Raw genomic sequence first — 18,989 nt, 5'->3', positions numbered from 1 at the left:
GTTATTTTTATTTTTTTTTTATAAATTACAAAGCATTAATACCCATTAACGAGCAAAAATTCGCGAAAACTGCTTGGTGTCCATGTGTGACCTTGGCGGTCAAATAAGAGTTGTTGATTTAGGGCTTCAACAAGGGCTTCGAGGGTGTCCGTACCTGCGGCAAATAAATTTTCTAATGCACCAATCAGCGCTGTTTCATATTCGTCGGGAAGGCGTGAACGTGTTTGCCAGACAATATTAGGGGCGCTCCCCGGCGCTTGGATGCTCCCTTTTCCGCCTTCTCGAGCAGGGATAATCTGATTATTTGCGGGTAGGTAAGGGTTAATATTTTGAATCGGTTCCATGGCTACTCCTCAATTAAACTAATTTCGATTTGGTTTTCATGAATGCGAGTTTGGTAGGTTTTTAAATCTCGACCACCAGGTTCCCGTAAGCATTTGCCTGTTTTGATATCAAAAATGGCTTCGTGTAGAGGGCACTCAACCTTGCCATCTTCCACAAACCCTTGACTGAGTAGGGCATAAGCATGAGGACAAACATCTTCCAAAGCGTAATATTGGTCTTCAACTAAAAAAATGCCGATTTCGTTGTCATTCACTTTGGCGGAAAAGGGAAATTCTTCTTGAACTTGTGAAACATCGCACACCGCAATCCAGCTCATTATTTTCTCCTCTTAATACGCAGTAACATTTTGTTTCATATAAGAAACATTGTTTATTATTTAAAACCAGATTAAATGTAGGGGTGATTAATAGTCAATCGAATGTTGACTATATGTAAAATATTCGTTTCAAAGTGTGGGGTGTGTCGAGCTTATGGCGTAGTTTAGTTTCATATAAGAAACTGAGGTTAAGAAGTGAACAGTGGATCTGGCGTAAATTACTTTGAGCCAATCATAGCCACAAAATAGTTTGTGGCTATTTTGTTGTTTAGATTATTTTAATTCAAACCGTTGTAAGTCTTTACTTACGGTAACTGGGCCTGCGTATTGTTTTCTGACTTCCTCTATCCAAACTTCATCAGTAATCGATGGATCATCAGCGGGAACGAGGTGGGTGAGCACCAAGTGTTTTACATTGGCTTCTTTGGCAATTTTACCGACATCTTCTGCGGTGGTGTGGTGGGAGATAATCGCTTTTGCGAGAGTTGAACCATTGCCAATTCGGTTGGCTAATTTCTCAACACCAGAAACCAGCACGACTTCACTAACTAAAAGGTCAGCATCTTTAGCGAATTCAATAATTTGTTTATTATCAATCATATCACCCGTGATAACGACGGTTTTACCCTTTGATTGAATTTTATAGGCAAGAGCTTCATCGGAGTTAAAAGGGGGATGTGGCACAAACAACGCGCTGATTTTGACGCCGTCTTTATCCATCACGACCCCCTCAGAAATATCTTTGGCGGTGACCATATTACGTAAATCAGGCTTGCCTTCATCTTTAATACGTAAATCAATATCGCGCTTAAAGGTGTCCCAAACGCCTTTGGTCATGCTTTGTGTGCCCACAGGGCCATAGACCGTCACATTGTGGTTGAGCCCGCTGTTCCATGCATTTAGTAATAACGCTGGGTAATCGGCAACATGGTCACTGTGCAGGTGAGTAATAAAGATGGAGTCAATATTTTTAAGTGGAGCTTTGGATTGCACTAACCGTAAAGTTGCGCCGTACCCTGCGTCAAAAAGATAGGTTTTATCCCCTTTAATAAAAGCCGTGGATTGCGGCAAGCGCGCTTCATTTAATATGGATGGCCCACCTTTTGTGCCAAGGGTAATGATTTCATCCGCATTTGCGAAAGAACTTGAACCAAATAATGCGGCTGTAAGGGATAGGGAGATTAACAGTGGTTTGATTTTCAAAATAGCACCTCTTTTTATTATTAATAAATTTATATTGGTATTGAATAATTGTTATCAAAATCGATATGTTGCTAGATTGTTAACATATGAATGAGCTTACTTTTGTTTGCGTATCGTGACTATCGTCCTTTAGGATTAAGCATGGATATTTTTAATTTAATTTATTAATAACAGTGGGTTAAGTTATTTTTGAACTCTGCGTTTATATAAACTGTCTTTATTGTTTAATTAAGGAAGAGAATTTATTTAATAATGCAATTTAAATTAGATTTAAAAACTAAGCAGTGTGGTTTTATTAAGTTTTATTAATTGTCTTTATTGAAAATATAATTAATAAGCGAATTTGGTGATTTAATTCCGCATATTTTCTTATGTATATCCCACCTTTTTTTGATCTCAGGTGAAGTTTTTTAAGGTTGTTAGCGGGAAAATACCTTCCATTGAAATAAGAGGGTGTGCAAGTGAGCAACGGAATACAGCTTCGGGTTAAAGGCAAAGTACAAGGGGTTGGCTTTCGTCCCTATGTTTGGCAGTTGGCGCATCAACAGCAACTGCACGGGGATGTCTGCAATGATGGTGAAGGGGTGTTGATCCGCCTTCTTGCAGATGCCGATATCACTGAATTTAGCCAATTATTACAACAGCATTGCCCTCCTTTAGCGCATATTGAGAGTATTCAATCACAACCCTTTCAATGGGATGTTTTACCCGATGAATTTACCATTCGCCGCAGTGGCGAAGGGAAGATGGATACGCAAGTGATCCCTGATGCAGCAACTTGTGAGGCTTGTCAGCAAGAGATTTTTGACCCTGCAAATCGCCGCTTTCATTATCCATTTGCCAATTGTACTCATTGCGGGCCGCGCTTTACGATTATTCGCCACATGCCCTATGATCGCCCAAATACGGCGATGGCCGATTTCCCGTTATGCCCTGAATGTTTGGCGGAATATCAATCCCCCGCGGATAGGCGTTTTCATGCGCAGCCCAATGCATGTGCGGTGTGTGGGCCTGAAATTAAGCTGAGTGATGCTTTCGGGCAGACGGTGGCGGAAAAGGAACAGGCGCTAATATCGGCATCGCAATATTTACTCGCAGGTAAAATTATTGCTATCAAAGGGTTAGGTGGCTTTCACCTTGCTTGTGATGCAACGGATGACCATGCAGTACAAGCACTGCGCATGCGTAAACATCGCCCAACAAAACCATTCGCGGTGATGATCCCGTCTTTAGATTGGTTAAAAAACCAAGGGGTAAGTGTGAGTGATGGGCTAGCCTCGTTGTTAAAAAGCCCTGCTGCGCCAATCGTTTTAATTAAGCAATGGAAAAACAGTGGGTTAAGCCATTTTGTTGCTCCCCATTTAACGGAGTTAGGGGTGATGCTGCCTTCAAACCCGTTACAGCATTTATTAATGGCGGAAGTAAAAAGGCCGTTAATCATGACCTCAGGAAATGCATCAGGGAAGCCCCCTGTGCTCACGGAGCAAAGTGCGTTCAATGATTTAGCCAATATCGCCGATTTTTACCTGACTCATAACCGCGATATCGTACAACGCGCTGATGATTCTTTAGTTCGTTATCACCAAGGTGAGGCGGAAATGTTACGCCGTGCCCGCGGGTATGTACCTGATTCTGTGGATTTACCTGAAGGTTTTGAAAATTCACCCGCGATATTAGGGTTAGGGGCTGACTTGAAAAATACGTTTTGCTTATTACGTGATAAAAGCGCGGTATTAAGCCAGCACCTTGGGGACTTGGACGACTTAGATATTTTTGAACAATACCAAAGTGCGATTGATTTGTTTGAGTCTATTTACCGTTTTACCCCAACCGCAGTGGTTGGGGATATGCACCCTAGCTATGTTAGTCATCGCTTTGCTCAGCAGTTATCTGCGCAGTTGGACATTCCATTTGTGCAAGTTCAGCACCATCATGCCCATATCGCGGCCGTTATGGTAGAGCATGGCTTGCCGAAAAATACAGGCAAAGTCATTGGATTAGCCCTTGATGGGTTAGGTTATGGTGATGACCGACGTCTCTGGGGCGGAGAATGCTTATTGGTAGATTATGCATCTAGCCAATATTTAGGTGGATTGCCCGCAGTTGCTTTGCCCGGCGGTGAAATGGCGGCAAGGCAGCCTTGGCGTAACTTATTGGCTCATTGGTCGCAGTTTGTTCCTAAGTGGCAACAGCAGTCAGATGCAGCTCAACTCCTCGAATTTCCTTGGCAGGGGCTCGAAAAGGCTATCGAAAGGGGGCTCAACTGCCCAGCAGCGTCTTCCACAGGGCGGTTATTTGATGCTATCGCCGCCGCCCTTGGTATTTGTACGGCGCAAACCAGTTGGGAAGGGGAAGCGGCGTGCCAACTTGAAGCGTTGGCGATGCGCTCTGAAGTTCTGACACACCCTGTGACGATGCCATTAGTTGGTCAACACCTTGACTTAGCGACATTTTGGCGTGAATGGTGTGCTTATCAAGCGCCTAAAGCGCAACGTGCCCATGCGTTTCATGTCGCATTAGCAAATGGGTTTGCGCAGCTCGCTAGAACATCTGCTCAGCGATACGCGGTTAAGCAAATCGTGTTATCAGGAGGTGTTATGCACAATAAATTATTACGAAATTTATTAATTAATAATTTAAATGAATTTGAGGTATTAACGGCAAGGCAGTTCCCAATGGGGGATGGCGGATTGGCATTAGGGCAGGTCGCGATAGCCTCAGCAAAATTAAAGGGTTAGCGACTTACTCATTTTGAATATGATTTTGAATGTATCTTACGTGGAATTTTGTATATTGAATGTTTTATTAAATATTCTTTTTTTGATATTGATTCTTATTTAGATAATTTAATTCTATATTAACTAATTGGTCATTAATAATACTCTAATTTCGCTTAATTAAATTATAAACAAATAATGTTTTTTCATATCATCATGATAAATAATGAAATTTGTATTTAAATTAATGTGATATATAGCGCATTATTGAATAATAAATTGATTTGTTTTATTTAATTGAACACTTTTCTTCTTTATCGACTGAATCGATTTTTCTAACAAATATATAAAAAAGATAAACTTTCTTATTTCCTCTTGATGAAGATCAAGTGATGAAAAATCGGGAGGAATAGGATCTTATTTTATATATATGCACCAGGTTACTTAAATAAGAATTTATTTCATTAAGCTCAGTTTTGTTATCAATTTGAATTGCATCGAATGATACAAGCGTAAGGCGTAAGTGTATTCAATACGTCGGGTTTTGTGGCATCTCTAACGCAAGGATACTCAACAAAATTTGTTTAATGAATAGGTTCTAAGCCACCCATAATAATAGGAAAAAAGAATGATAGGAGATAACTCTATTAATTCTCCTCACGGTATTAACCGCCGTGATTTTATGAAGTTATGTACAGCGTTGGCAGCAACGATGGGGCTAAGCGGGAAAGCAGCGGCCCAAATTGCTGAATCTATTAGCGACCCAGCTCGTCCGCCTGTCATCTGGATTGGCGCCCAAGAGTGTACGGGTTGTACTGAGTCCTTGCTGTGTTCAACTCACCCAACTCTCGAAAACTTAATTCTGGATACAATTTCACTGGAATACCATGAGGTGTTATCTGCCGCTTTTGGTGAGCAAGTTGAACAGAATAAGCACAATGCGATGGAGAAATATAAAGGAAAATATGTTCTTGTCGTCGATGGTTCTATCCCACTGAAAGATAACGGTATTTACTGCATGGTTGCAGGGAAGCCGATTGTTGAGCATATCCGCGAAGTGGCTGAACACGCTGCTGCCGTGATTGCAATTGGTTCCTGTGCCTCTTGGGGCGGTGTTGCGGCGGCGGGTGATAACCCAACGGGCGCGGTTGGCTTAAACCAAGTCATCAAAGATAAACCGGTGATCAACATCCCGGGTTGCCCACCAAACCCACATAACTTCCTTGCGACCGTTGCCCACTTAATTACCTTTAATCGCCCACCCGCACTGGACAGCAAAAACCGTCCAATGTTTGCCTATGGCCGATTAATTCACGAGCACTGTGAGCGCCGCCCACACTTTGATGCAGGGCGTTTTGCTAAAGAGTTTGGCGATGATGGTCACCGTGAAGGTTGGTGTTTATATCACCTAGGCTGTAAAGGCCCTGAAACTTACGGTAACTGTTCAACATTGCAGTTCTGCGATGTTGGTGGTGTATGGCCTGTGGCGATAGGTCACCCATGTTATGGCTGTAATGAAGAAAATGTCGGCTTCCACAAAGCGATTCACCAACTTGCCAGCGTGGAAAACCCAACACCACGCGCAGACAAACCTGATTTAAATAACCGTGAAGGCGGCCAAATTTCATCAACCGCCGTTGGGTTAATCGGTGGTGTTGTGGGGTTAGTGGCTGGGGTGAGTGTGATGGCGGTACGTGAATTAGGTCGCCAAAAACGCCAGCAAGACACTGACTCACGGGGAGAATAACCGTGAATAGACGAAATTTCCTTAAACTCTCCGCTGGGGGAGCGCTCCTTGCGAGCAGCTCACCGAGCTTGGCGGGAGCGGAAAACCGACCGCCAATTCCGAACTCCCTTGGCATGCTGTATGACTCAACGTTGTGTGTTGGGTGCCAAGCCTGCGTGACAAAATGCCAAGATATCAACCACCCAGAGCGTAACCCTGTGGGGGAGCAAACATGGTCGAACAACGACAAGCTTACCCCATACACCAATAACATTATTCAGGTCTGGAGCAGCGGCACTGGGGTGAATAAAGATCAGGAAAAAGACGGTTACGCTTACATCAAAAAGCAGTGTATGCACTGCGTTGACCCGAACTGTGTGTCTGTTTGCCCTGTTCAAGCACTGAAAAAAGACCCGAAAACGGGCATCGTTCATTACGATGCGAGCGTGTGTACGGGTTGCCGTTACTGCATGGTGGCGTGCCCGTTCAACATTCCAAAATATGCTTATGATGATAAGTTTGGTGCGATTCATAAGTGCGAACTATGTAATCAAAAAGGCGTAGAGCGTTTAGACAAAGGCGGCTTACCGGGGTGCGTGGAAGTGTGCCCAACTGGTGCCGTGATTTTCGGTACAAGAGAAGAGTTGCTCGCCGAAGCAAAAAAACGCTTAACACTCAAAGCGGGGGATGAATATGGTTTCCCACGCCAAACCCTGCATAGCAATGACCCGAATGTCATCAAAGTGCCGAAGTATGAACAACACGTATATGGGGAGCTTGAAGGCGGCGGAACGCAGGTCATTGTACTTTCAGGCGTGCCGTATCAACACCTTGGTTTGCCTGAATTAGATCAGCTGTCGACCGGTGCGCGCTCTGAGCATGTGCAGCACACTCTGTACAAAGGCATGGTGTTGCCGTTAGCGGCACTAGCTGGGTTGAGCTTCTTGGTGTACCGCAATACTAAGAATGACAAACACGAAGGAGATGACTCAAATGACGACGCATCATAAAGAAAAGCCGTTAGGCGGGCGTTTAGTCAGTTGGCCAATTATGGTCTTTGGGCCATTGGTGCTGCTTTGCGTCATTCTGATTATTAAACGTCTGGTTTTCGGCCTAGGGTCGGTTTCTGACCTTAATGGGGGTTACCCGTGGGGAATTTGGATTGCCTTTGACTTGCTGATAGGTACCGGTTTTGCCTGTGGTGGCTGGGCGCTGGCTTGGGCGGTGTATGTGTTTAACCGCGGGGAATATCACCCGCTGGTTCGCCCCGCATTGCTGGCCAGCTTATTCGGTTACTCCCTCGGTGGTTTATCCATCACTATCGACGTGGGGCGTTACTGGAACTTGCCGTATTTCTATATTCCAGGTTTCTTCAACACCAACTCTGTGCTGTTCGAAACCGCCGTATGTATGACAATTTACATCGGTGTGATGGCATTAGAATTCGCTCCAGCCTTGTGTGAACGCTTTGGCTGGAAAGTATCGCTAAAACGCTTGAATAAAGTGATGTTTTTTATCATCGCTTTAGGTGCATTGCTGCCAATGATGCACCAATCTTCAATGGGATCATTAATGATTTCAGCGGGATACAAGGTACATCCAATTTGGCAAAGTTATGAAATGCTGCCGCTGCTCTCACTGTTGACCGCGTTTATTATGGGGTTCTCGATAGTCATTTTTGAAGGCTCATTACTGCAAGCTGCCTTAAAGGGGCAAGGGGCAGATGAGCGGCCACTGTTTGTGCGGCTCACGCAAATCCTGCAAGTGCTTTTGGTGTTGTTCCTCGTGTGCCGATTTGGCGAGTTGATTTATCGCGAAAAACTGCATCACATCTTCAATGGTGACTTCTACGCCATGATGTTCTGGATAGAAACCGTGTTAATGGTGATCCCATTAATTATTTTCCGCATCCCATCGCTGAGAAATGATTCGCGTTGGTTATACATCAGCGGGTTAAGCATGTTAATCGGGGCGGCAATGTGGCGGATGAGCTACTCCCTTGTCGCGTTCAATCCGGGGGGCGGTTATGACTACTTCCCAACATCAGAAGAACTTTTAATTTCAATGGGTTTTGTGGCAATTGAGGTCTGTGCGTACATCTTGCTGATCCGCCTACTACCCGTTATTCCAGCATTGAAAAAAACAAAGATGAGCCATTCAGAGGCCCGAGGTAAAGCATGAGCCAACGTATAACAATAGATCCAGTCACTCGTATCGAAGGTCACTTACGCATTGATTGTGAAATTGAAGATGGAAAAGTCACCAAGGCTTGGGCTTCAGGCACCATGTGGCGCGGTATGGAAGAAATCGTCAAAGGGAAAGACCCGCGTGATGCATGGATGATCATGCAGCGTATTTGTGGGGTTTGTACCACTGTTCACGGCATTGTGTCTGTGCGTACCATTGAAAGCGCGTTGAATATTGATGTGCCCGTTAACGCACAGTACATCCGTAATATGATTTTAGCGGCGCATACCATTCAAGACCATATTGTTCATTTTTATCAATTATCGGCGCTTGATTGGGTGGATATCACCTCCGCGTTAAATGCAGACCCAAATAAAGCCGCCGAAATCCTCAAAGGGGTTTCTACATGGCCACTCAATAGCGCAGAAGAATTTACCCGCGTACAAGACAAAATCAAAAAGCTGGTTGCGAGTGGTCAGTTAGGGATTTTTGCGAACGGGTACTGGGGGCACCCAGCGATGAAATTGTCGCCTGAAGTGAACTTGATTGCGGTCGCGCACTATTTACAAGCCCTTGAATGTCAACGGGATGCAAACCGCATTGTGGCACTGCTTGGGGGTAAAACTCCGCACATCCAAAACCTCGCCGTGGGCGGTGTCGCGAACCCGATTAACCTTGATGGAGTCGGTGTTCTTAACCTTGAGCGTTTAATGTATGTGAAATCCTTTATCGACCGTTTAGGGGATTTTATCGAGCAAGTCTATAAAATCGACGCTGCTGTCATTGCTGCGGGCTACCCAGAATGGTTAGAAGTTGGTCAAGGAGCGAAATACTACATGTGTATGCCTGAAATGCCGATGGATGGCAAAAATGGCAGTTTCTTATTACCGGGTGGCTACCTCGAAAATAGCGATTTCAGTACCTATCGCCCAATTACCAGCCACATGGACGAGTATTTGATCAACGGTATCAAAGAAAGTAGCAAACACGCGTGGTACAAAGAAAATGAGCCACAAGCACCGTGGGAAGGCACCACAAACCCTGACTACACTGGTTGGGACGATGATGGCAAATATTCATGGGTGAAAGCGCCAACCTTCTACGATAAAACTGTCGAAGTGGGGCCATTAGCGGACTTACTGTGCAAACTGGCAGCAAAACATGAGCCAACGGAAAAACACTTTAATGATGTGGTGAATCTGTATCAAACACTGACAGGTAACAGCATTAGTATTGATCAACTGCACTCTACATTAGGCCGTATTATTGGTCGTAGCGTACGTTGCTGTGTGCTGAATGAAACACTGTCAATTCAATGGCAAGCGTTGGTGGATAACATTGGTAAAGGCGACTTTACCACATTTGTAAAACCCAACTTCCCAGAAAACGCGACGATTAAAGGCGTTGGTTTTGGGGAGGTACCACGTGGCCTGCTTTCACACTGGGTGGTTATCAAAGACGGTAAAATTGAAAACTACCAAGCGGTTGTACCATCCACATGGAACTCTGGCCCACGTAATTTCAATGATGAGCCGGGCCCTTATGAGCAAGCGTTGGTAGGAACCCCTGTTGCTGACCCAACCAAGCCGCTTGAGGTGGTGAGAACCATCCACTCCTTTGACCCATGTATGTCTTGTGCGGTGCACATTGTGGATCCTGAAGGTGGGGAAGTCACTAAGGTTAAGGTGCTGTAATGCGTATTTTAGTCTTAGGCGTTGGCAATATTTTGCTGAGCGACGAAGGGATTGGCGTACGCATTGTTGAAGCATTGGAGGAACGTTATCACCTGCCTGAATGTGTGGAAGTACTGGATGGCGGTACCGCAGGAATGGAGTTAATTGGCCCAATGGCCGATCGTGACCACTTAATTATTGCGGATGTAGTGCTATCGAGCCAGCAACCCGGTTCGTTATTAGTGCTACGTGATGACGAAGTGCCTGCGTTGTTTACCCGTAAAATTTCACCTCATCAATTAGGGTTATCGGATGTGTTATCCGCGTTGCATTTAACGGATGAATTTCCGCAGCGTTTGACCTTAGTCGGTGTCGTGCCTGAGTCTTTAGAGCCGCACATTGGTTTAACCGCAACAGGGCAGGCTGCATTAGAGCCTGCGTTGCAAAAAGTGATTGATGTGCTGCGCAGTGAAGGTTTGGAAATTACGGCAAAAGAAGAGAGTTTACATGCCTGATGACATTAAAGGTTATCAAAGCAACCCACGAACTCTGGTAGAGGCTGCATTCCAACGGGTGGCGGAGCAATCGATGCACGATTTGTCTTTCCTCCACCCCTCGATGCCAGTTTATGCTAGTGAGTTTGCTTTGTTTGAAAATCAATGGGTTGGTGCGGTTATCACTCCGTGGATGCTCAGCGCTCTCATTTTACCGGGGCCTGAGCAGTATTGGGAGTGCCGTACTGTTGGCGATAAAGTGGGCTTGATTTTACCTTATGGGGAAATGACCTATACCGTTGGGGAACTTGACGGGCTGACGCAATATTTTGCCTGTTCCTTGATGTCTCCGTTGGATAAAAGCTTAAGTCCTGAGCAGGGTATTCACCTTGCGGATGATTGCCGCCGTATTTTGTTGTCCCTGCCAGTGAGTGACCCAAATGTGCCGCAATCCCCAGCGCGCCGCGCGTTATTTGCGCGCCACTTGAAGGAGGCATAATGCATGAAGTTTCATTGTGCCAAAGCACACTCGAAATAATTGAGCAGCAAGCCAAGCAAAATGCCGTGAAAAAAGTCACGGCAGTTTGGTTAGAAATTGGTGCGCTTTCCTGCGTTGAAGAAAGCGCATTTCGCTTTTGTTTTGATATCGCCTGTCGCGGCACTGTCGCACAAGGTTGCCAATTGCATATGGTGCACCGTCCAGCGCAGGCGTGGTGCTGGGATTGCAGTGAAATGGTGGAAATTGATAGCCACCAATCCGTTTGTCCACAATGCCAAAGTTTGAATTTAAAAGTGGAAAGTGGCGATAGCTTGCGTATCAAAGAATTAGAGGTCGAATAGTTTTCAAAGTGACTTTGAGGTGCATCAACCTTGCGATTTTGATTATGTATTAATCTAATTTAACTATTTAGCGGTTGGGAGTGAAACTTATGTGTAGTACATGTGGATGCGCATCGGGAGAGCGCAGAATCGAAGGGGATGAGCACAGTCATCATCACCATGACCATCATCACGACCATGACCACCACCACGGCCATGACCACCACCACGGCCATGATCATCATCACGATCATGAAAATGCCCATGACCATCATCATGGACACGATCACCACCACGATCATGACCATCATGACCATGAAAACCAAGGCCAAACCGTCATTATTCATCACCATTATTACCACCAAGGGGATGTGCATAACCACTATCACCAATACGAGCCTGCGCTTGTTGACGACAAAGCCAAAAAACAGAAACACAAACATAAGCATAAACACGTTTACGCCATGGCAGAAAACAGCTTTAAACCTGCGGGTGAACACCATGACTTGGATTACGGGCAAGGTGAAGCTGGCACACACGCGCCGGGGATCAGCCAAAAGCGCATGCTGCAAATTGAGATGGACGTTTTAGATAAAAACAATCATTTAGCGGAACATAACCGCGAAGCATTTGCAGAAAAGAATATTCTAGCGTTAAACCTGGTTTCCAGTCCCGGTTCTGGGAAAACCACCTTACTAACGGAAACCTTGCTACGCCTGCGCGACAAAATTAATTGTGCGGTGGTAGAGGGCGATCAACAAACCACCAACGATGCTCAGCGCATTCGTGAAACGGGGGTTCCTGCTATCCAAGTGAACACAGGGAAAGGCTGCCACTTAGATGCGCAGATGATCCACGATGCAGTTTCCCGCTTAGGCTTGGATGATAACAGCTTGTTATTTATTGAAAATGTGGGGAACTTAGTGTGCCCTGCAAGCTTTGATTTAGGTGAACGCCATAAAGTGGCTGTATTGTCCGTGACCGAAGGGGAAGATAAACCCTTAAAATACCCGCATATGTTTGCCGCGGCAGACATTATGTTGCTCAATAAAATCGACTTACTGCCGTACCTGCATTTTGATGTGGACGCCTGCATTGCTAATGCCAAACAAGTCAATCCAAACATCCAAGTGATTAAAGTCTCTGCGACACAAGGGGATGGTATGGATGCATGGCTCGCATGGCTGGAGACTCAGCTATGTGCTTAGGCATTCCCGGAAAAATCGTGGCAGTGGGGGAAGATATCCACCAACTGGCACAAGTGGATGTCTGCGGCGTGAAGCGGGACGTTAACATTGGCCTGATTTGTGAGGGGGAAACCCACGAATTATTGGGGCAATGGGTGCTGGTTCACGTGGGCTTTGCCATGAGTATCATCAACGAAGAAGAAGCACAGTCGACATTAGATGCCTTAGCGGCGATGAGCCAGCTTGACCATGAGGTCGGCGACTTCAGTGGCTTAAATGCGGGAGCAACAGATGCAGTACGTCGATGAGTTTCGCGACCCTGCCTTAGCAAAAGTATTATTGGCGAATATCCGCCAACGTGTGAATGACATTCCACGGGCTAAGCAGCGCCCATTGCAGTTAATGGAGGTGTGCGGCGGGCACACCCATGCGATTTTTAAATTTGGTATCGACCAACTTTTACCGCCAGAAATCGAATTTGTTCATGGGCCGGGCTGCCCCGTTTGTGTGTTACCGATGGGGCGTATTGACGGCTGCATTGAAATTGCTGAGCAGCCTAATGTGATTTTTTGCACCTATGGGGATGCGATGCGTGTCCCGGGTAAAAATGGCTCTTTGCTTGATGCCAAACGCTGTGGGGCAGATGTGCGGATTGTCTACTCCCCTTTGGATGCCCTAGGGATAGCAGAGCAACACCCTGATAAACAAATTGTTTTCTTTGGCTTGGGCTTTGAAACCACTATGCCAAGCACGGCGATTACCTTGCAACAAGCTAAACGCCGCCAGCTGAACAATTTCACGGTATTTTGCCAGCACATCACCATCATCCCAACCTTAAAAAGCCTATTAGAACAGCCAGATGTGCGTATTGATGGCTTTTTAGCACCGGGGCATGTCAGCATGGTGATTGGGGCGCACCCTTACCAGTTTATTACCGAGGATTTCCATAAACCGCTGGTGGTGACAGGGTTCGAACCGTTGGATATTTTGCAGTCTTTGTCCATGCTAGTTAGCCAGATAGCAGAGGGGCGTTGCGAGGTGGAAAACCAATATAAGCGTATTGTCGCTGACGAAGGCAACACCTTAGCACTCAAGGCGTTAGATGAAGTGTTTGAGTTAAAAGAAACCAGCGAATGGCGTGGTTTAGGGGAAATTGCAGGCTCGGGAGTGCAGCTCAGTGCCGCTTACCAATCCTTTGATGCCGAACGCCGTTTTCAGGTACAACCACACCAAGTGGCGGATGACCCGCTAGCACGGTGTGGCGATGTATTAACGGGGCGATGTAAACCCAATGAATGCCCATTATTTGGCACGCGCTGTACGCCACAAACCGCTTTTGGTGCCTTAATGGTGTCATCGGAAGGGGCTTGTGCGGCTTATTATCAATATCGTCGGGAGGCATAGATGAGTCATGATGCGAACAAAGTGGTATTGATGGCCCACGGTAGTGGTGGGCAAGCCATGCAACAGTTAATTGAACAACTCTTTTTAAAAGCATTTGCCAATCAAGCATTGAATGAGCGTGAAGACCAAGCACGGCTTTCGCTGGCGGAACTCACCACGTTAGGGGATCGCCTTGCATTTAGTACCGACAGCTATGTGATTGACCCGATTTTTTTCCCCGGTGGAAATATCGGTAAATTAGCGGTTTGCGGTACGGTGAATGACGTCGCCGTCAGTGGAGCAGTCCCTAAATATCTGTCTTGCGGGTTTATTTTAGAAGAAGGCTTTCCGTTAGCTGAACTCGCTACTATCGTCGAATCAATGGCAGCCACGGCCGCAGCGGCTGGGGTGCAGATAGTTACAGGGGACACCAAAGTAGTGCAGCGCGGTGCTGCGGACAAAGTGTTTATCAACACGGCAGGTATCGGTGTGATCCCAAGCGAAATTCAGTGGGGTGCTCAGCAAATTCAAGCGGGTGACAAGGTGATTGTCAGTGGCACGTTAGGTGACCACGGTGCGACCATTTTAAACCTGCGCGAGCAGCTTGGTTTAGAGGCACAGCTTAGCAGCGATTGTGCGGTATTGACGCCATTAATTGAACCACTGCGTAATATTGAGGGCGTACGTGCATTACGGGATGCTACGCGCGGCGGTGTGACGGCGATTTTGCATGAGTTTGCGCAGGCAAGCGGCTGTGGAATGGCAATTAACGAGGCTGACTTACCCGTTGCCTCTGCGGTTAGGGGCGTATGTGAATTGCTCGGTCTTGAGCCACTGAATTTTGCTAATGAAGGTAAGCTAGTGATTGTGGTAAAACCGGAAGCGGAAAGTGCAGTGTTAGCCGCATTACGCAACCACCCATTAGGCCAAAATGCCGCCACGATTGGTTGTGTGACAGACAATAAACAGGTGAAACTGGTCGGGATTTTTGGCACCTCAAGGTTGTTGGATTTGCCACACAGTGAACCATTACCACGTATTTGTTAATGTCATCCCCTATAGATTAAAACCTATAGGGGAAATTAACTGATTAACGCCTTAACATGCCTTTATCGATAATAAACTCGATAATGGTTTCTAAGCCGACTTTTTTCTTTAAGTTAGTGAAAACATACGGTTTCACGGGGCGCATTCTGGCAGTATCTGCTTCCATCACTTCTAAAGAAGCGCCGACATACGGGGCAAGGTCGATTTTATTGATCACCAGTAAATCAGAATGGGTGATCCCCGGGCCGCCTTTACGTGGGATTTTCTCGCCTTCTGCGACGTCGATAACATAAATAGTTAAGTCCGCCAGCTCTGGGCTGAATGTGGCGCTCAGGTTATCACCGCCGCTTTCCACAAACACGATATCCAGATTTTTGTGGCGCATTGCCAGCTCTTCAACCGCCGCAAGGTTCATGGAGGCATCTTCACGAATCGCAGTGTGCGGGCAGCCACCTGTTTCCACACCAATAATGCGGTCGGCGTCTAATGCTTCAGCGCGGGTGAGGATTTTGGCATCTTCTTGGGTATAGATATCATTGGTCACGACGGCAATTTGGTAGGTATCGCGCATCGCTTTACATAAAACTTCTAGTAGGGCGGTTTTCCCTGAACCAACAGGACCACCGACACCAATTCGCAGGGGTTGGTTATATTCTTGCATTGTGTGTTTTCTCATGAACGAAAAAGTCGAGTGTATTGGGTTTCATGCCGACTGCTGGCAATGATTTGTGCAGGGGTAAAACTGCCGATATCGTCAACTGACCATGTGGCAGATTGCGCCACAATCTCAGGGATACGTTCGGCAAGGGTAAACAAAATATGTTGCCCCGCACTTTGACCCAGTGGAATTAATTTCACGCCAGACATCACGGTGTTTTCCAGCCAGCCCCACGCGTAGGCGGTACACAGCTTTTCAACGTCAATATCCCAATGTGTGGCGGCAAGGGCAAAAGCCATTAATTGCGTTTTTTTCACGCACGCCAATGCCGTGGCATCAAGTTCAATCGCCAATTGTGGGAGCAATCGGGCAAAGGCAATGCCTCGCTGGCGTTCTTCTTGGCGAAGTTCCTTGGTCTCGCGGCTGGCAATAATAAAGTCACACCAATAAGTCACTTGCTGCCAATCAGAGCGTGAAAGATTGGCGTGAATTTGCCGTAGCACAGGGAGTTCCAATGTCGCGATTGCGTGCGTCATTTGTGCCGTTAGCCAACTGGCGAGGGTGTCAGGTGTGGTCACCCAGCCCTTTTCAATCGCCCATTCTAACCCTTGGGAATAGGTAAATGACCCCACAGGTAAGGACGGGCTGACTAATTGGTATAAACGCAAATCCGCTAGCATCGAGACACTCCTTGAACCTGATTAGTGGTGGTGATGATGATCATCGTGGTCATGATGATGGTGATGACCGCCTGATGAACCGCCGTAAGCGCCCGGCTCAGGTTGATATTTTTCCAGACCCACGCTAACCGTTGCACCTAATCCACGCGCCATATCGTCTAAAACATGGTCGTGAAAATAACGGCACCAGCCTGCTTCAATTTGCAGGGGAACATGGCGGTTCCCCAAGTGGTAGCAAACCCGTGCCAGTAGCAGAGGGTCATCGCTGTAAACGGTGGAAACTTGCTCTTTTGCCGCAATAATGGTGACCTGTTCACCGTCTTCTGCCGCTAAAATATCCCCTTCTTTTAAAATGGTGCCACGGGGTAAAAATAACCCTGCATCTTGCCCATCACTTAAGGTGACTTTTAAGCGGCTTTTAGTGCGCTCGTCCATGGTTAAGCACAGGGACAATTCAGTGTCTGTCTGTTGTTCTGGTGGAACGACTTTAATAAATTTTTTCATTTTCTGGCTCTTAATGGGGGTCAGAATAAAAAGTAACGTTGTGCCATTGGCAACTCAGTGGCGGGCTCACACACCAGCGGTACGCCATCGGCTTTCACAATATAGGTTTGAGGGTCGAGCTCAATGTGTGGCACATAGCTGTTGTGTACCATGGAGGCCTTGCTGATATTGCGACAGCCCTCAACGCGACCAATTAAGCTTTGTAAGCCAAGTTTTTCTGGCACGCCTGCCTCAATCCCCGCTTTTGACATAAAAATCATCGAGGTTTGGTACTTCGCTTTACCGAGCGCCCCATACATTGGGCGATAATGCACAGGTTGCGGCGTTGGAATGGCGGCATTGATATCCCCCATTGGCGCATACGCCACGAGGCCACCTTTCATAATAAGTGCAGGTTTGATGCCAAAAAAGGCCGGATCCCACAGGATGATATCGGCTAATTTACCTTTCTCTATTGAACCAACCTCATGAGCAATACCATGGGCTAACGCAGGGTTGATAGTGTATTTCGCCACGTAACGCTTAATACGGTTATTGTCACTGTCAGGGGTATCGCCTTCCATCGTGCCGCGTTGTAATTTCATTTTGTGGGCACATTGCCACGTGCGCATAATCACTTCGCCAACGCGCCCCATGGCTTGGGAATCTGAGGACATCACGGAGATAGCGCCCATATCATGCAAAATATCTTCTGCGGCAATGGTTTCACGGCGAATACGTGACTCTGCAAAAGCCACATCTTCAGGAATTGATGGGTCAAGGTGATGACATACCATCAACATATCCAGATGTTCGTCCACCGTATTGATGGTGTATGGCATTGTCGGGTTAGTCGAGGCGGGTAAAATATTTGGTTCCCCAACGGATTTGATCACATCAGGGGCATGGCCACCCCCTGCGCCTTCCGTGTGGAATACGTGGATCACGCGCCCGCCGATAGCTTTTACTGTTTCTTCGTAGAAGCCGCCTTCGTTTAACGTGTCTGAGTGGATGGCTACTTGCACGTCCATTTCATCAGCGACATTTAAGCAGTTGTGAATTGCCATCGGAGTTGCGCCCCAGTCTTCGTGAATTTTCAGGCCAATTGCACCTGCGGTAACTTGTTCACGAATGGCTTCAGGCTGGCTCACGCACCCTTTACCAAATAGCCCCACGTTAATTGGCAGTTCATCTACGGCCTCTAACATGCGATACATATTCCAAATCCCCGGTGTGACTGTCGTGGCGTTAGTGCCTGCGACGGGGCCTGTTCCGCCACCAATAAAGGTGGTGACACCAGAAACTAAGCCTTCTTCGGCTTGCTGCGGGCAAATAAAGTGAATGTGGGTATCGACGCCACCTGCGGTAACAATTTTGCCTTCACCTGCGACCACTTCTGTGCCAGGGCCAACCACGATATCTACATTCGGCTGTACATCAGGGTTACCCGCTTTACCAATACCGGCAATACGGCCATTTTTGATGCCGATATCCGCTTTAACGATACCCCAATGGTCTAAAATAATGGCGTTGGTGATCAGCACATCGACACATTTATCGCTAGTGACTTGGCTTTGCCCCATGCCGTCACGGATGACTTTACCGCCACCAAATTTGACCTCTTCACCGTAGGTGGTGAAATCTTTTTCAATTTCTAAAAACAGTTCTGTATCCGCTAAACGCACACGGTCGCCTTGGGTTGGGCCAAACATATCCGCATACGCTTGTCGTGAGATGGTTTTCATGGTTATTTCTCACTCTCTAATTTACCCATGACTTTGCCATGGAAGCCGTAAATTTCTCGTTTACCGCTAAATGCCACCAATTCCACCGTGCGGCTTTGGCCGGGTTCAAAACGCACCGCCATGCCCGCAGGGATGTTTAAACGAAAACCGAGCGTGCCGTCTCGTTCAAATTTCAGGAAGTCATTCACTTCATAAAAATGGTAATGGGAGCCAACTTGAATCGGCCTATCACCATGATTCGCCACTTGAATGGTTTTGGTTTCACGACCCGCGTTCAGTTCGATGTCGCCTAAAGCCTGGTTCACTTTAATTTCACCGGGGATCAT

At 46.6% G+C, this 18,989-nt stretch carries 20 protein-coding genes; 12 read left to right on the top strand and 8 right to left on the bottom strand.

What is annotated here, in order from left to right; all coding sequences use genetic code 11:
- Nucleotides 1-35: 35 nt before the first annotated feature.
- The 3 genes from AC4IFT_RS12085 to AC4IFT_RS12075 form a co-directional block, all read right to left on the bottom strand.
- Nucleotides 36-344 (bottom strand): recombinase-like helix-turn-helix domain-containing protein, encoded by a 309-nt coding sequence (locus AC4IFT_RS12085; protein WP_219244508.1) that lies wholly within the window; start codon nt 342-344, stop codon nt 36-38.
- A gap of 2 nt (nt 345-346) precedes the next feature.
- Complete coding sequence (locus AC4IFT_RS12080; protein ID WP_225818478.1) at nt 347-661, bottom strand: Rieske (2Fe-2S) protein; 315 nt, start codon at nt 659-661, stop codon at nt 347-349.
- Between the two features lie 273 nt (nt 662-934).
- Nucleotides 935-1,864, bottom strand: a complete 930-nt coding sequence (locus AC4IFT_RS12075) for an MBL fold metallo-hydrolase (protein WP_490751431.1) — start codon at nt 1,862-1,864, stop codon at nt 935-937.
- A gap of 461 nt (nt 1,865-2,325) precedes the next feature.
- Here AC4IFT_RS12075 and hypF point away from each other — a divergent pair, with 461 nt between their 5' ends.
- The 12 genes from hypF to hypE all read left to right on the top strand — a co-directional run bounded on the left by hypF (nt 2,326) and on the right by hypE (nt 15,097).
- On the top strand, nt 2,326-4,602 hold the full coding sequence (hypF, locus tag AC4IFT_RS12070; RefSeq protein WP_490751430.1) for a carbamoyltransferase HypF: 2,277 nt from the start codon (nt 2,326-2,328) through the stop codon (nt 4,600-4,602).
- A 607-nt stretch (nt 4,603-5,209) separates the two neighbouring features.
- Entirely contained in the window at nt 5,210-6,328 is a 1,119-nt protein-coding gene (gene hybO, locus AC4IFT_RS12065; protein ID WP_219244498.1) for a hydrogenase 2 small subunit, read from the top strand.
- Nucleotides 6,329-6,330: 2 nt separating this feature from the next.
- Nucleotides 6,331-7,317 (top strand): hydrogenase 2 operon protein HybA, encoded by a 987-nt coding sequence (hybA, locus tag AC4IFT_RS12060; RefSeq protein ID WP_490751429.1) that lies wholly within the window; start codon nt 6,331-6,333, stop codon nt 7,315-7,317.
- Nucleotides 7,301-8,488 carry a Ni/Fe-hydrogenase cytochrome b subunit gene (gene hybB / locus AC4IFT_RS12055; protein ID WP_219244496.1) on the top strand — a complete coding sequence of 396 codons (1,188 nt, stop codon included), beginning with the start codon at nt 7,301-7,303 and terminating at the stop codon, nt 8,486-8,488. Before hybA ends, hybB begins: the two co-directional genes overlap by 17 nt.
- Nucleotides 8,485-10,188 (top strand): hydrogenase 2 large subunit, encoded by a 1,704-nt coding sequence (hybC, locus tag AC4IFT_RS12050; RefSeq protein ID WP_490751428.1) that lies wholly within the window; start codon nt 8,485-8,487, stop codon nt 10,186-10,188. The genes hybB and hybC overlap by 4 nt, the downstream gene beginning before the upstream one ends.
- Nucleotides 10,188-10,682, top strand: coding sequence for a HyaD/HybD family hydrogenase maturation endopeptidase (locus tag AC4IFT_RS12045; protein ID WP_219244494.1), 495 nt, complete (start codon nt 10,188-10,190; stop codon nt 10,680-10,682). The genes hybC and AC4IFT_RS12045 overlap by 1 nt, the downstream gene beginning before the upstream one ends.
- Complete coding sequence (hybE, locus tag AC4IFT_RS12040) at nt 10,675-11,160, top strand: hydrogenase-2 assembly chaperone (protein WP_490751427.1); 486 nt, start codon at nt 10,675-10,677, stop codon at nt 11,158-11,160. The genes AC4IFT_RS12045 and hybE overlap by 8 nt, the downstream gene beginning before the upstream one ends.
- A complete protein-coding gene (hypA, locus tag AC4IFT_RS12035) occupies nt 11,160-11,501 on the top strand; it encodes a hydrogenase maturation nickel metallochaperone HypA (RefSeq protein WP_273802973.1) in 342 nt (113 codons plus the stop codon). Before hybE ends, hypA begins: the two co-directional genes overlap by 1 nt.
- 89 nt (nt 11,502-11,590) lie before the next feature.
- Nucleotides 11,591-12,688, top strand: coding sequence for a hydrogenase nickel incorporation protein HypB (hypB, locus tag AC4IFT_RS12030; RefSeq protein WP_490751426.1), 1,098 nt, complete (start codon nt 11,591-11,593; stop codon nt 12,686-12,688).
- Nucleotides 12,679-12,975, top strand: a complete 297-nt coding sequence (gene hybG, locus AC4IFT_RS12025) for a hydrogenase maturation factor HybG (protein ID WP_219249507.1) — start codon at nt 12,679-12,681, stop codon at nt 12,973-12,975. The genes hypB and hybG overlap by 10 nt, the downstream gene beginning before the upstream one ends.
- A complete protein-coding gene (hypD, locus tag AC4IFT_RS12020; protein WP_490751425.1) occupies nt 12,959-14,071 on the top strand; it encodes a hydrogenase formation protein HypD in 1,113 nt (370 codons plus the stop codon). The genes hybG and hypD overlap by 17 nt, the downstream gene beginning before the upstream one ends.
- Nucleotides 14,072-15,097, top strand: a complete 1,026-nt coding sequence (gene hypE, locus AC4IFT_RS12015) for a hydrogenase expression/formation protein HypE (RefSeq protein ID WP_490751424.1) — start codon at nt 14,072-14,074, stop codon at nt 15,095-15,097.
- 43 nt (nt 15,098-15,140) lie between these two features.
- Here the strand turns inward: hypE and ureG are convergent, their stop codons facing one another.
- Genes ureG through AC4IFT_RS11990 form a run of 5 tightly spaced genes read right to left on the bottom strand, consistent with a single transcriptional unit; the run spans nt 15,141 to nt 18,989 of the window.
- Nucleotides 15,141-15,758 carry an urease accessory protein UreG gene (gene ureG / locus AC4IFT_RS12010; protein ID WP_004908472.1) on the bottom strand — a complete coding sequence of 206 codons (618 nt, stop codon included), beginning with the start codon at nt 15,756-15,758 and terminating at the stop codon, nt 15,141-15,143.
- A gap of 11 nt (nt 15,759-15,769) precedes the next feature.
- Nucleotides 15,770-16,435 carry an urease accessory protein UreF gene (locus AC4IFT_RS12005; protein ID WP_353243762.1) on the bottom strand — a complete coding sequence of 222 codons (666 nt, stop codon included), beginning with the start codon at nt 16,433-16,435 and terminating at the stop codon, nt 15,770-15,772.
- Nucleotides 16,436-16,456: 21 nt separating this feature from the next.
- A complete protein-coding gene (gene ureE, locus AC4IFT_RS12000) occupies nt 16,457-16,939 on the bottom strand; it encodes an urease accessory protein UreE (RefSeq protein ID WP_490733335.1) in 483 nt (160 codons plus the stop codon).
- Nucleotides 16,940-16,959: 20 nt separating this feature from the next.
- Nucleotides 16,960-18,663 carry an urease subunit alpha gene (gene ureC / locus AC4IFT_RS11995; RefSeq protein ID WP_219244485.1) on the bottom strand — a complete coding sequence of 568 codons (1,704 nt, stop codon included), beginning with the start codon at nt 18,661-18,663 and terminating at the stop codon, nt 16,960-16,962.
- Between the two features lie 2 nt (nt 18,664-18,665).
- Complete coding sequence (locus AC4IFT_RS11990; protein WP_219244484.1) at nt 18,666-18,989, bottom strand: urease subunit beta; 324 nt, start codon at nt 18,987-18,989, stop codon at nt 18,666-18,668.

It is taken from the genome of Providencia sp. UF-183 (assembly GCF_058246155.1).
The sequence above is the reverse complement of the archived record's forward strand: the minus strand, read 5'-3'. Positions and strand labels throughout refer to the sequence as shown.